Raw genomic sequence first — 11,704 nt, 5'->3', positions numbered from 1 at the left:
CTTTGACGACTGCTTGCTTGAATCGTGCGCTGTGCTTGCTCATGAAAAAACACCCCAAATCGTTGGACTGGTGTCCAACTTTTGGGGTGCAGTTCACTTGCCGGGCGTTTTTTATTTGGGTGATGGCTTGTTGGCGATGAATCAGAGACGCTTGTCCACGATTGCGCGCAGTGTGCGGATGACCTGCTGCGCTTCGTCGATCAGCGCGAGCGCTTGCGCACGGGGCTCGCGAGCCCCGTAGGGTGCGGGAGGCTGTGCGGCTTCCAGTTGCGTCAGCGAAGTGGGGTCTTCATTCTCCCAACCTACGAGCCACGCCTTGGATTTACCGACGAGCCTCACCAGAAGTTCAAAGTTCTGCGGCGACGGCAGACTTTCCCCGTTGATCCATGCTTGTGCAGTTGCCGGCCGGATCGCAACGCCGAATAATCTCAGCCATACATACGCGAGATCCGTTCCACTGCTTACGTTGAACGGCCGTCGCTTGAACGCCGGCAGTCGCCGAAGTTCGGGCTGCACCTTGGTAAGCGCCAGTTCAATGCGCCGCGCAAAAAGCTGAAGGTCGATATAGCGTTTCATGGACGAAAGGTTCGCCCAAAACCTCGGACGCGCGAGCAATCAGGCACTGAGGGATTCCAAGCGGCTACCGTTCCTCCGGAGCCGTGCCATCGGACTCGAAGCCGCGTGCAGCAAGCGAAGCGAGCGGACCAAAGCCCTCCCCGGATTTATCCTAATTTCTTAAAACTTTGCCCAAAGAGGGGATGGGAAGCTCACCGCTTCATCGACCCATAGAACTGCTCGATAAGTTCTTCGAGCAAATACCGATGATGCGGCGACAGCGACTCGATCTTGGTCGCCAGCTCGAGCGTCTCGCCCGACGCCGGATATTTCTCGTCACGGGCCAGCGGCTTGGGCGGACCCTTCGGACTGCCGCTCGGCGGCGGGCCGTAGTGCAGCCAATGCTGATCGACCTTGAACCATTCCGAAAGCGTCTTCAGCTTGTCGGCGGTTGGAATCGACCGCGCGGTCAACCATTTGTGCGCCGTCTGAGGCGAAACCGATTCGCCCCGGTAACGCAGATTGAAATGCAATGCGAGATCGGTCGCGCCGCGCATCTTTTCAGGTGCGCGGGTCATCGAGAATTTCAGCCGCTCAGAAAAATCGGCCTTTTCTTGTGGTGTAGGCATGACCGAATTGTGCGAAATATCCGCTGACTACAAGTCAACCAGTTACGCTATATATGGCTTGTTTCATCCGCATTTATCTTGCTCACGTTGATCAAATTACTGCTTGTCGCCAACATCATTTCATCAACAATGCCTTTCATTGTTGACTTATACGCCGATCCGCTCGTCAGTGCGGCCTGGTGGAGCGATACAGTCGAGTATCTCAAATAAGATAGCGCAAGAATCGTCCTATTGACACGGCAAGTGGTTCGGATTTGTCGTCGCGATACAATGCGCGCACCCTTCATCCCCCGTTTTGACTGCCGTCATGTTGAGCAACGACACCGATCCGATCGTCGCAATCGCCACCGCGCCCGGACGTGGCGGCATTGGAGTGGTGCGGCTGTCGTTAGGACGAGCGGGGGCGTCGGCGGCGCAACAGGCGATGCTCGCGCTGTGCGGCGAAACGCTGTCGCCGCGGCATGCGAGCTACGTGCCGTTCCTGGATGCGGGCGGCGAGGCGCTCGATCGCGGCATCGCGCTTTACTTCCCTGCGCCGCACTCGTACACGGGCGAGCACGTGCTCGAATTGCAGGGGCACGGCGGGCCGATCGTGCTGCAACTGGTGCTGCAGCGCGCGATCGAAGTGGGCCGGGCGTTCGGCCTTCGGCTGGCCGAGCCGGGCGAATTCACCCGGCGCGCGTTTCTGAACGACAAGCTCGATCTCGCCCAGGCCGAAGCCGTCGCGGATCTGATCGAAGCCAGTACTGAAGCGGCTGCGCGTTCAGCCGGGCGGTCGCTGGAAGGCGCGTTTTCACGCGAGATTCATGCGCTCGTCGAGGACGTGATCAATCTGCGGATGCTGGTGGAGGCGACGCTGGATTTTCCCGAGGAAGAAATCGATTTTCTTGAAGCCGCCGATGCGCGCGGCAAGCTTGCGCGCATCCGGCAGCAACTCGACACGGTACTGGCCGACGCGCGCCAGGGTGCGCTGTTGCGCGAAGGTCTTTCGGTGGTGCTGGCGGGACAGCCGAATGTCGGCAAATCGTCACTGTTGAATGCGCTGGCCGGCGCGGAACTCGCCATCGTCACGCCGATCGCCGGAACCACGCGCGACAAAGTGGCGCAGACGATTCAGGTCGAGGGCATTCCGCTGCATATCATCGACACAGCGGGTTTGCGCGAAACTCAGGACGAGGTGGAGCGGATTGGCATCGAGCGGACGTGGGGCGAGATCGAGCGTGCCGACGTGGTGCTGCACCTGCTCGACGCACGCGAGGGGTTGAGCGTGGCGGACCGCGACATTGCCGCCCGCTTTCCGCAGGGCGTGCCGGTCGTGCGGATCATGAACAAGACCGATCTGGCCGGCATGCCCGCCGCTGCGCACGATGCCGAAGGCCACATTCGCGTCGTGCAGCTCTCAGCGAAGAATGGCGACGGCATCGCGCTGCTGCGCGACGAATTGCTCAAGATCGCCGGCTGGCAGGCGGGCGCCGAGAGTGTCTATCTGGCACGCGAGCGGCATCTGATCGCGTTGCGCGAGGCTCGCGAACATCTCGCGCTGGCTGCGGGACACGCCGATCAACGGTCGCAAGTGCTCGATTTGTTTGCCGAAGAGCTGCGGTTAGGGCAGGAGAAGCTCAACGCAATTACCGGAGAGTTCAGCTCCGATGACCTGCTTGGCGTGATCTTCAGCCGCTTTTGTATAGGCAAGTAAGCTCACAGTCCGTGCGGCTTGCCGACTCCGCGCAGTTCTTCGCTGAACCTTTCGCCCTCCTCCGGACGCCCGTGAAACGCTGCGGGCGTGTTCTGGAACATTTCGATCTGATACGCGCCGTCGCAGAGCGACAGCACGATGGTCTGGATGGCGTTCAGCTTCGGATCGAGCGCGGTACCGCCGCGCGGCCACATGCCGGCGATCGCGCGCACGAGCAGCGTCTGCCCATTCGCCATGCGCCGCACTTCGCGCACTTTCGCGACAAAAAGCGGCGTTGGATGTTGTTCGAAGATGGACCGCAGGTGTGCTTCGATGCAGGCGCGGCCATCAACCTGACTGCCGTCGAACCCGACGAGGCTGCCGCGTTCGGTGAAGCGCGCCGCCAGCGCGGGAGCGTCTTGGCGGTTCCAGTCTTCCAGCAACCCGAAATACGCGCGGCGCGCAGTCGTGCTCCAGTTATCCGCCTGGCTCATGCTGCCTTCTTCCATGCCGCGGCGAAGATGCCCGCGCCCATCAGGAGCGTTCCGCCGGTGCGATTCACGGCTCGCTGGACGGATGGCTTGCGAATCGCCTTGCGTGCGCCGGAAGCGAGCAGCGCGTACGCGAACGCGTTGGCTGCCGCCAGACCGACAAAGGTGGCTTCCAGAATCGCAATCTGCGACACGCTCGCGACATGCGGATCGACGAATTGCGGCACGAACGCCACGAAGAAGATGATGCTCTTCGGGTTGAGTGTCGTGACGGCATACGCGTGCGCGATGATGCGGCCCATGCGCACTTCGTCGGTGGGTTGAGCGGCGTCGGTATCAATGACCGGCGCTCGCCACAGCTTTAGGCCCAGATAAACGAGATAGGCCGCGCCGATCCATTTGACGAGCATGAACCATTCGGCCGAGGCCGCGAGCAGCACACCGAGTCCAAGCATCGACGCGGTCATCGCGGTGAGATCGCCCAGGGCAACGCCCAGCGTGGTCGCCAGCGCGAACTTGCGCCCGTGGCCTAGCGCGTATGAGACGACCAGCAACACGGTGGGCCCGGGGATCGCGACGAGAATCGCGGAGGCGATTGCAAACGGCAGCCATTGAGCAAGGGACATGCTTTCTCCTGAAGTCGAAGCGTCGATTTATCCATGAACGCATGGATGTGGCAATAGGCCGCCTGGCCAGCTTGACGGGTCGATGCGGTTGCGCTTGGCTGTCGACGCGCGAACGCACGCGAAATCGTGCAGTGCAATATTCATTACTTCGGGCGGTTTTCAGCGGCTTAACGCCGCAGCTTGAAAGCTTTCATTTCCGATTGGCCGCCTTTCAGGTTTTTTCGGTTAATTACCGCGATTAGACGAAGCGATTTACCCACGCCGCGACATTCTGCCGTGTTGCGGACGCACACAAGTTGTGCTTGCAAGTTTTTCTTACTCCACTAGCATGACTTTTGCTGTCATCCGCTTTTAAATACGTAGCTAATTTCGAGTGATCAGTCGTTCGGAGGCTAAATATATGCAGAAACGCGCCAGTGCTCTTTTTGCAATGGTCGGCCTGTTCGCCATCGCGTCCACCGCGCAAGCCCAGGACAGCGTTGTTCAGCCTCAGCAGACATTCACCTTCCGGCCTAATTCGTATGGATGCTTGTCGAAAGACAAGTTTGATTCGGCCGATCAGCACCAGAAAGCCGGAGAGCATCAGAAGATGCAGCAGTATTTCGAAGGCTTCGAATGTATCTCGACGCCAGTCGATTCCCACTTCCGTGTATTACGCGTCGTCGGCCATGACGTCGAGTTCGTCAATGCGTCGAACAGCGATACGCAAGGGATGTGGACGGCAGATCGTTTCATCGATCAATAATCCGGTCTGTATTTCAATCGCATTTGATTTGTCCGGCGCGATTTTCTAATCGCGTCGGTTGGTGTGTTTTGCTTCGGATTTCAGCCTAAGTCTTCTTCTTTTCTCACGCGCCGGACTTTTTGGTGCGCGTGCGTCGTCACGTCTTCCCATTTCCCTCGGATTCCCCGCACAATACCGGTCGCGCGTGCTCGTGTGTGTCGCACCGACCGCTTTTGCTCACCTGATTCGCCGGCCGAGCAGCCGGCGCCCGACGCTGAATGGCTCTCAAATCCACCATCTATAAGGCAGAGCTTCAGATTGCCGACATGGATCGCCACTACTACGGCGATCACTCCCTGACCATCGCGCGCCATCCGTCCGAAACGGACGAACGCATGATGGTTCGCATTGCCGCCTTCGCGCTCTTCGCGAGCGAACGATTGGAATTCTGCAAGGGCCTTTCCGACACCGATGAGCCCGATCTCTGGCAGAAGGATCTCACGGGGCAGATCGAGACGTGGATCGAGGTGGGGCAGCCGGACGAACGGCGTATTGCCAAGGCGAGCGGCCGCTCGGGGCGTGTGATCGTCATTGCCTATGCCGGAAGGACGGCGGACATCTGGTGGCAAGGGGTGAAGGGCAAGATCGACCGATTGCGCAATGTGACGGTCTGGTCGCTCGAGGAAGGCGTCGGCGACGCGCTAGGCAAGCTGGCCGAACGGACGATGCGGCTGCAATTGATGATGCAGGATGGCGAGGCTTCGCTCGGTAGCGAGACGGCCGATGCGGTTGAGCTGCGGTGGAGCGTGCTTAAGGGGTGATCGGTTTGTCGGCTGACGCTTCAGGCGGTCCCTTGAGTTCGATCATGTTGCCTTCGGGGTCGAACAGGTAGAGGGAAGGGCCGAAGCCTTCTGCGCCGTAGCGGCGCGCTTCTTCGCCGATTTTTACGTTGTGGTTTTTCAGGTGGGCGCGGAGTGATTCGGCGTCGAAGGGCTCGACGCGGAGGCAGAGGTGGTCCATGTTGCGGCCGGCGCCTGGGTTGCCGCTGTCGGGTCGGTCGATTTTTGCGCCGACGCTCAGGAGGTCGATCAGAGAACGGCCTGCGCGCATCTGGATCAGGCCTAGGTCGCGCTGCTCCTTCTCGATCGGACAATTCAGCACCGTGCGGTAGAAGGTCACCATGTTGTCGAGGTCAGCGCAGCGGATCACGACGTGATCGATTTCGCGGATGGTGAAGGACATGGTGGGGCGCTCGCGGTGGGGTTGCGAGGGAGTTTAGCGCGGGGAGAGATGGGAATGAGAAAGGCTTGGCGGGTTAGGCCAAGCCTTCAGGATTCGTAGTCGAGGAGTCGAGCATCGGAACCGCCCCTTCCCGGCGTCATTTTTCCTAAAGGTAACGTCGCTAGTATCCAGCGAATTCGCGTAGGCTTTTCTCAGGCCATCAGCCTCAGATAGGCAGGCTGCGCATCCAACCGGTTCATGCAGTCTTTGCAACCTGAGGAGCATTAATGGCGAAGGCTCCCGCATTGCAGCGTCCGGCATATGACGTTGTCGCACGCACAATGCACTGGCTAACAGTCCTGTTGATCGCAATGCAATTTGTGATCGGCTGGACAATGCCGGACGTCCACAGAGACACACAGCCGGTTAATCTGATCGCGTGGCATCTTGGGGTGGGCGCGACGCTCGTCACCCTTATGGCGGTCCTGGTGATCTGGCGATTGACGCATCGGCCCCCGCCAGATGACCTGCCGCCGCTATTCAGCATCGTCTCGCGCGTAACGCATTTTCTCCTCTACACCGCCCTAGTGCTGGTGCCGCTGCTCGGCTGGATCAACGCATCCTCACGAAGTTGGGCAGTCCGCTTGCTGGGCCTGGTGGCCCTACCCAGCGCTGAGCGAACCAGGCTCGACATTCGGCCACGCAAAGGGTGATGTTCACGGCATCCTCGCATGGGTACTCTTCGCTTTGATTGGACTGCATGTCGTCGCAGCGCTGTTCCATCGTTACGTTCAAAGGGACCATGTGCTGCAAAGGATGCTCCCCCGCGCAGGGCTGTCGCATGATCCAGCTCGACACCGCTAGCGTCCGCAAAAGCCCAAATCACACAACGAGCCGCATCCAATCCGCTTTGCAGATTCCGCATGCTCGAAGCCTCTCGATCAGTCACTCAGCGTCGAGACCTGCGCGCCTGCTGCAATTAGCTCAATGGCGCCGACGCGGCAGCGGCAGAAGCGGCCCTCGCTTCCTTGGCGGCTTTGTGGTGACCGACTGCGCAACCCAAAGCGGCGCCTGTCACACCATGGTGTCCTGCTACGTGTCCGACAACGCCGCCGACTGCGGCACTCTTGATGCATCCCTTGGCGAATGCGGGTGCCGCACAAAGCGCGGCGATCAGAACAAGTACGTAGACCATTTGCTTCATCGTTTGCGATCTGAACGGTCAGACACTTGCCGCATAGAAGGAAAACTCAACGCCTCAGATACGCTGCGATATCAGGCGCTCTCGGCCTGGTCGCGCTGTAGGGGAGGTTGATCGTTCTTGCGGACCCACCGCAGACCCAGCAGTCCGAACAGTGCCGAGATGGCTCCGCCCAACACCAGGACGAGTGCTGCCGCCCATGCGACATGACTCACGCTCGCCGACGCCGCGTTCCCGGCCTCACGCGCTTTTTGTTCGCCGACCTGCTTAAGAGATTGAATTTTTGCGATCGCTTGGTTGTAGGTTTGTTCGTAGTTGTCCGCGATTTGCTGCGCTTCGACCCGCGACTTTCCTGTGTGAGCAACGATGATATTGACAAGCGCGTCGCGATCCGCGGCGTTCATTGCCGGCTGTGCCTTCTGCTTAAGACGGTCGAGAAATTCCTGTAGGTCTGTCGATGCGCTCTGAGGGTTGGCAGCCGTCCTCTCCGCGCTCGACGCGCCATCTGCCGTTGCGGCGCTAGCGGCGGAAGCAAGTTGTTTCGGCGACAAAGCAGATTTCCCGCTCTCCTGTAGCAGCGTCTTCAGACGGTTCTCGAGGTCGCCCATTTGCGGTGTCAAGCCATTCTGGTCAAGCACTGCCTTGACACCCGACGCGACCGTTGGCGTCACCGCAGCGAGCCCCTGACCGGCTAACGATATTCCTTGCCCGGCCACGCCTGCAGCCGCACCGACGACGCCGCTCGCCGCGCTTGACACGAAATAGAGTGTCGCTAGCGTGGTCAATGCCCATGTCAGCATGCCGTGAAGCGCACCGTGCTGAGGAGCGGTGCGGCCCGCGAAGAACCCTCCGACCGCTAACGCCAGCAACGTAGACACACCTACCCATATACTCGCGGCAGTGCCAAATCCGCTGAACGGATTTCGGTTGGTGAGAGGATCGAAAGCGCCAGCGCCTATTGCTGTGCCGATCACCGCGAGAAAGAGGTATGTCATCAGAGCGACCACGAAGCCGACGAAGGCGGCGGACCACGAAATGTGCGGCAGGCGGCCGCGCTCTTCAGCGAACGTTGAATTAAACGTTTTCATTGATTCTCCTAAAAATTACGTGATAGCCGACCACACGCGGCGATGGAGCACGCCGCTCGATGTGGGCCTCCTCGCGGCAGGCAGGGCTAGTCGTCAACCCTGATCCAGTTTCTCCAGAGCCTCGCGCACCATCGGGTCGCCGCATGCGAGGAACTGTCCATTGATGGGCAAACCCACGAGCATGATCAGGAAGTCATCTTTCGTTGTTTGCCCGCTTGCTCATCCGCTCCTCGCTAACTCCTCGTCGCTTGCGAAGGTGCAGACAGAACGCAGCAGGGGTTCTCGCCAGACGTCATTCGCTTGGATGCAGAGTTTAGTGATCGAGCGAAAGGACGCCATGGTGCATCCGCATCAGTACAGATGAAGCATTTGCTTCTGGAAGGCGATGGTTTTCATGCTAAGACTGTCGAAGCGACCGAAGTGTCAGACAAGCGAAGCATAAGAAGAAGGGGAAAGCAAAATGAGTCAACGTAAGGATGGGGCAGATCAAGACGCTCAGACGGCAGCCGACGACAAGGTCCTACGCAAGCAGACTGACCGGCGTCAACTGCATCAGATCATCAGTGGCTTGACCGAAGGTGTCATCCTGGTCGAGCCTGATCAGACCATCGTATGGGCGAATCAGGCAGCGCTGGAAATGCACGGCGTGACGGAATTGACCGAGCTAGGCACCGATGTGACTGAATACCGCGAGCGCTTCCGCCTGCGATATCGAAACAATCATCCGGTCCTCCCGGGAAGCTACCCGCTCGACCGCGTGATTGCTGGCGAAGAATTCAGCGATGTCGTCGTTGAGGTCGAGCGCACGAACGCAAGCGACTCGCAGTGGGTTCATCGAATTCGAAGTCTCGTGCTCACCAATTCGGACGAAGAGCCGGACTGTCTGGCTCTGATCTTGCACGATGCCAGTGACTGGGCAAGTGCCGAACAACGTTTTGAGCGAACGTTCAATGCCAATCCCGCACCCGCGCTCATCTGCCGGCTGCAAGACCAACGCTATATCAAAGTGAATCAGGGCTTCCTCGAGATGACAGGCTACGTCAGGGAACAAGTGGTCGGTCGCTCTGTGCTTGAGCTTGATGTTTTAGAGGGTGCGGAGCGACGTGACCTTGGCATCGAGCGCATTCGACAAGGCGCGACAGTCCCCCAGATGGAAGCCGTGTTGCGGCTCCCGGAAGGCGCCACGAAGTTCGTCGTGGTCGCCGGTCAGCCAATCGAGATTGGCGACGAAGCCTGCATGTTGTTTACGTTCATGGATCTCGAACCTCGTCGCCGCGCCGAGACGGCGCTCAAACAAAGCGAGGAACGTTTCGAGCGGTCATTCCGCATGAATCCGGTACCGACGGTTCTCTACTCGTCGGAAGGAAGAATGACCCTCGACATCAATGAAGCGTTCACAACAACAACTGGATTCACCGCGGAACAGATCGTCGGCCGCCCAATTGATGAAACAGCGTTGTGGAAGAATGACGCTCACAGCAAGATCACGGAGCTGCTCGCGCAAACGGGCAGTATCCGGAACGTCGAATTCCAGATCGAAACGGCGAGCGGCGACATACTCAATTGCCTTGTCTCCGCAGAGCCTGTCACGATCCATGGAACAGATTGCGTATTGATTGCGTTGCTGGACATCACTGATCGAAAGCGCTCCGAAATGGAACTGGTCTCGGCCATTGAGACCGTGATGCAAGATGCCTCCTGGTTCAGCCGCACGCTCATCGAGAAGCTGGCTAACGTCCGCAAAGCAAATGCTCCTGACGCAGGAGCGCACCTGTCTGACCTGACTGCGCGTGAATGCGAGGTATTCAAACATCTGTGTCGTGGCTTGTCGGACAAGGAAATCGCCAAAGCACTCGAACTGTCTCATGCCACCGTGCGCAACCATGTCTCGACGATTTATGCCAAATTGGACGTGCATAGCCGCGCGGAGGCAATCGTCTGGGCTCAATCGCGAGGACATTTCGCGTCGGAGCGTTGATACGTCAGCGGCTTCGGCAGCAACGACTGTGAGCATTGGCGAGACGGTCCACGACTCGAAGACGGGCGGCATGCATTTGCATCACTCAGGCTAGTACAAACGAATCTGTTGTTGACCCCTGGCCAATGGCATGCTGACCGCATGAGACGTGATGAGCATCTCTTTGCGTCGAGAAAGCAGTGACCGACCATGCGCCGACCTTTTTTCAAGGAGAACATGATGGACAAAAACCGTGTCGATGGGGCAGCCAAGCAAGTCAAGGGTTCCATCAAGGAAGCCATTGGCAAAGTGACCGGCGATCGCACGACGGAAGCCAAGGGTGCCGCAGAGAAGGCCGAAGGCAAGGTGCAAGCGAGTGTCGGCAAGGCTGCGGACAAGGTAAGAGACACGCTAAAGAAGTAACGTTCAGCGGTGCTGATCGCTGGCCGATTGCATCCACCCAGCGATCAGCTAATCATTGGCGAGGACAAAAAATGTTTGAAAGAACAGAAGGCACGATTCAGAAAGCTGCGGGCAAAGCTCAGGCAGCCCTCGGAGATGCGACAAACGACGCGTCGACTCAAGTTGAAGGGCTTGCGCGGCAAGCTGCGGGCGCTGCGCAGCAGACCTACGGCGAGGCACTTAGCACCGTTCGGCATGTCACCAAGGAGAATCCCGTCATAAGCTTGGGTTGCATCGCTGTCGCGGCCTTCGCGCTTGGAGCGCTCTGGGCGCGACGGTAGGCATTTTCTCTGACAGGTTGCTGCAGATGAGCTGCGAGGGGATCTGGTTGGTCGGCTTTGGGCCGAATTGCTGAGAACATTTTGAGCTTCTGCCCCTAGCTCCGTCGATCCCTGAACAACACACAAGCCCGCCATCGCGCAGATGATTTGGTTCCGCAACACTCAGCGGGGAAATCACGCTTGAGACAGTGGTCCGCTGATTGCCCTGCCGCGCCCTGACGCCTTGTAAAGCTCGCGCCGAGCAATCCAATCACCGAACGTCAAAGCGATCGTAACCATATGGCTTACTCTTCTCGCGGGTTATAGGCGTGAATCGCGCTAGCTAGCTGATCGCGAAATACAAGTGCCACGGTTCGGCCTCGCAGGTCTGGCTTGGCACTTGCAGCCGTTTCGCGGTTCATTCAGTAGGCGCATCCCGGCTGGCGAAGCACTCTCTTTTGGACCAGCGGTATTGGCGCCGCCATGAGGCATATTGCTGTTGCCCTCTTCTCCGATCCGCGTGAAACAGGCGTCTATTGGGCGAAGTCCCAAAGCAAAATTTGATTTATCAAACGCATTCAGCGGCCTCAGACATTCATGCGCAAGTGCGATACTGTCAGTGCCCGCTCCCGCCACTGCAACGTCAAGAACACGGCCCAGCTCTGGCACGGTAAGTAAGCTGCGTCAGCATCTTCATAAGGACGCGCAATTGCTCTGTAAGCGGCTCGCCTAGGCCGTGTGTAGAGGCGTCCGCGCCTGGGCGCAGGATTGCCTCAGGTGGAGCGGCTAGATATCTTGATGTGGTGAACTCGCTG

13 protein-coding genes and 1 pseudogene are annotated in these 11,704 nt (G+C 58.9%); 7 read left to right on the top strand and 7 right to left on the bottom strand.

Annotated elements, in window-relative coordinates; translation table 11 throughout:
- Positions 1-141 precede the first annotated feature (141 nt).
- Together QCE62_RS15635 and QCE62_RS15630 are read right to left on the bottom strand one after the other, a co-directional pair.
- Positions 142-576: a hypothetical protein gene (locus QCE62_RS15635; protein WP_309919505.1), complete on the bottom strand. Its 435-nt coding sequence runs from the start codon at positions 574-576 to the stop codon at positions 142-144.
- A gap of 191 nt (positions 577-767) precedes the next feature.
- On the bottom strand, positions 768-1,184 hold the full coding sequence (locus QCE62_RS15630) for a transcriptional regulator (protein ID WP_309811766.1): 417 nt from the start codon (positions 1,182-1,184) through the stop codon (positions 768-770).
- A 307-nt stretch (positions 1,185-1,491) separates the two neighbouring features.
- Here QCE62_RS15630 and mnmE point away from each other — a divergent pair, with 307 nt between their 5' ends.
- Entirely contained in the window at positions 1,492-2,880 is a 1,389-nt protein-coding gene (mnmE, locus tag QCE62_RS15625; protein WP_309919502.1) for a tRNA uridine-5-carboxymethylaminomethyl(34) synthesis GTPase MnmE, read from the top strand.
- Between the two features lie 2 nt (positions 2,881-2,882).
- On the opposite strand, the gene QCE62_RS15620 is transcribed toward mnmE, so the two are convergent.
- The gene (locus QCE62_RS15620) at positions 2,883-3,353 is read right to left on the bottom strand and encodes an SgcJ/EcaC family oxidoreductase (RefSeq protein WP_309919501.1); all 471 of its coding nucleotides are present in this window, start codon (positions 3,351-3,353) and stop codon (positions 2,883-2,885) included.
- Entirely contained in the window at positions 3,350-3,976 is a 627-nt protein-coding gene (locus QCE62_RS15615; RefSeq protein WP_309919498.1) for a LysE family translocator, read from the bottom strand. Before QCE62_RS15615 ends, QCE62_RS15620 begins: the two co-directional genes overlap by 4 nt.
- 400 nt (positions 3,977-4,376) lie before the next feature.
- On the opposite strand from QCE62_RS15615, the gene sap1 reads away from it, so the two are divergent.
- Together sap1 and QCE62_RS15605 are read left to right on the top strand one after the other, a co-directional pair.
- Positions 4,377-4,721, top strand: a complete 345-nt coding sequence (gene sap1, locus QCE62_RS15610; RefSeq protein WP_309919495.1) for a surface attachment protein Sap1 — start codon at positions 4,377-4,379, stop codon at positions 4,719-4,721.
- A gap of 257 nt (positions 4,722-4,978) precedes the next feature.
- Positions 4,979-5,521, top strand: a complete 543-nt coding sequence (locus QCE62_RS15605) for a YaeQ family protein (RefSeq protein WP_309811187.1) — start codon at positions 4,979-4,981, stop codon at positions 5,519-5,521.
- Here the strand turns inward: QCE62_RS15605 and QCE62_RS15600 are convergent.
- Positions 5,511-5,942 (bottom strand): VOC family protein, encoded by a 432-nt coding sequence (locus QCE62_RS15600; RefSeq protein ID WP_309919492.1) that lies wholly within the window; start codon positions 5,940-5,942, stop codon positions 5,511-5,513. The two genes, QCE62_RS15605 and QCE62_RS15600, sit on opposite strands and share 11 nt — an antisense overlap.
- 266 nt (positions 5,943-6,208) lie before the next feature.
- On the opposite strand from QCE62_RS15600, the pseudogene QCE62_RS15595 reads away from it, so the two are divergent.
- Positions 6,209-6,785, top strand: a pseudogene (locus tag QCE62_RS15595) (cytochrome b).
- 115 nt (positions 6,786-6,900) lie between these two features.
- Here QCE62_RS15595 and QCE62_RS15590 read toward each other — a convergent pair.
- Entirely contained in the window at positions 6,901-7,125 is a 225-nt protein-coding gene (locus QCE62_RS15590; RefSeq protein WP_309919489.1) for a hypothetical protein, read from the bottom strand.
- Between the two features lie 71 nt (positions 7,126-7,196).
- Positions 7,197-8,210 carry a hypothetical protein gene (locus QCE62_RS15585; RefSeq protein WP_309919486.1) on the bottom strand — a complete coding sequence of 338 codons (1,014 nt, stop codon included), beginning with the start codon at positions 8,208-8,210 and terminating at the stop codon, positions 7,197-7,199.
- A 460-nt stretch (positions 8,211-8,670) separates the two neighbouring features.
- Here QCE62_RS15585 and QCE62_RS15580 point away from each other — a divergent pair, with 460 nt between their 5' ends.
- The 3 genes from QCE62_RS15580 (at position 8,671) to QCE62_RS15570 (ending at position 10,910) form a co-directional block, all read left to right on the top strand.
- Positions 8,671-10,188, top strand: coding sequence for a PAS domain S-box protein (locus QCE62_RS15580; protein WP_309919483.1), 1,518 nt, complete (start codon positions 8,671-8,673; stop codon positions 10,186-10,188).
- Between the two features lie 219 nt (positions 10,189-10,407).
- The gene (locus QCE62_RS15575) at positions 10,408-10,590 is read left to right on the top strand and encodes a CsbD family protein (RefSeq protein WP_309919892.1); all 183 of its coding nucleotides are present in this window, start codon (positions 10,408-10,410) and stop codon (positions 10,588-10,590) included.
- 71 nt (positions 10,591-10,661) lie between these two features.
- Positions 10,662-10,910, top strand: a complete 249-nt coding sequence (locus tag QCE62_RS15570; protein WP_309919480.1) for a CsbD family protein — start codon at positions 10,662-10,664, stop codon at positions 10,908-10,910.
- Positions 10,911-11,704: the final 794 nt, after the last annotated feature.

Source organism: Caballeronia sp. LZ033 (assembly GCF_031451265.1).
Lineage (GTDB): Bacteria > Pseudomonadota > Gammaproteobacteria > Burkholderiales > Burkholderiaceae > Caballeronia.
Note: the sequence above shows the minus strand (reverse complement) of the source record. Positions and strands in the feature narration are given on the sequence as shown.

Bases quoted from the DNA above. Each gene is read 5' to 3' on its own strand.
- QCE62_RS15605 (WP_309811187.1), top strand. From the start codon at position 4,979: ATGGCTCTCAAATCCACCATCTATAAGGCAGAGCTTCAGATTGCCGAC.
- QCE62_RS15575 (WP_309919892.1), top strand. From the start codon at position 10,408: ATGGACAAAAACCGTGTCGATGGGGCAGCCAAGCAAGTCAAGGGTTCC.
- QCE62_RS15615 (WP_309919498.1), bottom strand. From the start codon at position 3,976: ATGTCCCTTGCTCAATGGCTGCCGTTTGCAATCGCCTCCGCGATTCTC.
- QCE62_RS15600 (WP_309919492.1), bottom strand. From the start codon at position 5,942: ATGTCCTTCACCATCCGCGAAATCGATCACGTCGTGATCCGCTGCGCT.
- QCE62_RS15585 (WP_309919486.1), bottom strand. From the start codon at position 8,210: ATGAAAACGTTTAATTCAACGTTCGCTGAAGAGCGCGGCCGCCTGCCG.
- QCE62_RS15590 (WP_309919489.1), bottom strand. From the start codon at position 7,125: ATGAAGCAAATGGTCTACGTACTTGTTCTGATCGCCGCGCTTTGTGCG.
- sap1 (WP_309919495.1), top strand. From the start codon at position 4,377: ATGCAGAAACGCGCCAGTGCTCTTTTTGCAATGGTCGGCCTGTTCGCC.
- QCE62_RS15630 (WP_309811766.1), bottom strand. From the start codon at position 1,184: ATGCCTACACCACAAGAAAAGGCCGATTTTTCTGAGCGGCTGAAATTC.
- QCE62_RS15620 (WP_309919501.1), bottom strand. From the start codon at position 3,353: ATGAGCCAGGCGGATAACTGGAGCACGACTGCGCGCCGCGCGTATTTC.
- mnmE (WP_309919502.1), top strand. From the start codon at position 1,492: ATGTTGAGCAACGACACCGATCCGATCGTCGCAATCGCCACCGCGCCC.
- QCE62_RS15580 (WP_309919483.1), top strand. From the start codon at position 8,671: ATGAGTCAACGTAAGGATGGGGCAGATCAAGACGCTCAGACGGCAGCC.
- QCE62_RS15570 (WP_309919480.1), top strand. From the start codon at position 10,662: ATGTTTGAAAGAACAGAAGGCACGATTCAGAAAGCTGCGGGCAAAGCT.
- QCE62_RS15635 (WP_309919505.1), bottom strand. From the start codon at position 576: ATGAAACGCTATATCGACCTTCAGCTTTTTGCGCGGCGCATTGAACTG.